The following is a 726-nucleotide window of genomic DNA, read 5'->3' as shown; positions in this document are numbered from 1 at the left end:
TCAAAATCATCCACTATCCTTTGCAAGGTATCTGCCATCTCGGTCTTCTGGTTAAAAAACTCAATCGTTACCTTACCATCAGCTGATTGATTGTTCTGACCACAAGCCACTAGGCCTAGTAAACTTGCCCCAGCTACTAAAAGAAAACCTGCTTTCTTATACCATTTCATTGGAATGCCTCCTTGATAAATTTATACGCTTTTATTATAGTCTTTTGAATTTATACTGTCTACTCAAAAAATCTCCTGGTGATAGGGTAACAGTTAAACCTGCATACATGAGCTCTGCACCCGAATAAACAATGTTTGTCCCTTCCAGCTCATAAAGCCCTTCCACCTCCAAATCTTTCAGTTTCAAGGTGGTTTCCATTGTTTCTACAACTGATAAGACTCGGACGTAGGTTACAATCGTTTGATTTCCATAGTTAAATTGTTGAGCTGCTTCATTGGATTCAGCATTGGGATTGATTAACCTATACTGATTTCCCAACTGGACTACTGGTCGCAATTCTTTATATAAGCTCACCTGATTAGCAATCTCAGCCTTCTCTTCATCTGATAAACTTGTTAAATCAAGCTCATAGCCCAGATTTCCCATCATTGCTACATGACCACGAGTTTCCAATGGGGTCTTTCGTCCCATCTGATGATTTGGTACTGCTGATACATGAGCCCCCATAGAAATGGTTGGATAGAGATAGGATGAACCGTATTGAATTGGTAAACG

General features: G+C 39.8%; 1 protein-coding gene and 1 pseudogene. Both read right to left on the bottom strand.

Annotated elements, in window-relative coordinates:
• A pseudogene (locus GMD6S_RS13120) lies at nucleotides 1–170 on the bottom strand (sugar ABC transporter substrate-binding protein); the annotation flags it as partial.
• Nucleotides 171–204: 34 nt separating this feature from the next.
• Nucleotides 205–726, bottom strand: a 522-nt coding sequence (locus tag GMD6S_RS09810) for an alpha-galactosidase (protein ID WP_000306820.1), incomplete at its 5' end; no start/stop codon positions are given.

The sequence above is a fragment of the Streptococcus sp. GMD6S genome (genome assembly GCF_000297015.1).
This window is presented reverse-complemented; position numbering and strand designations above follow the sequence as displayed.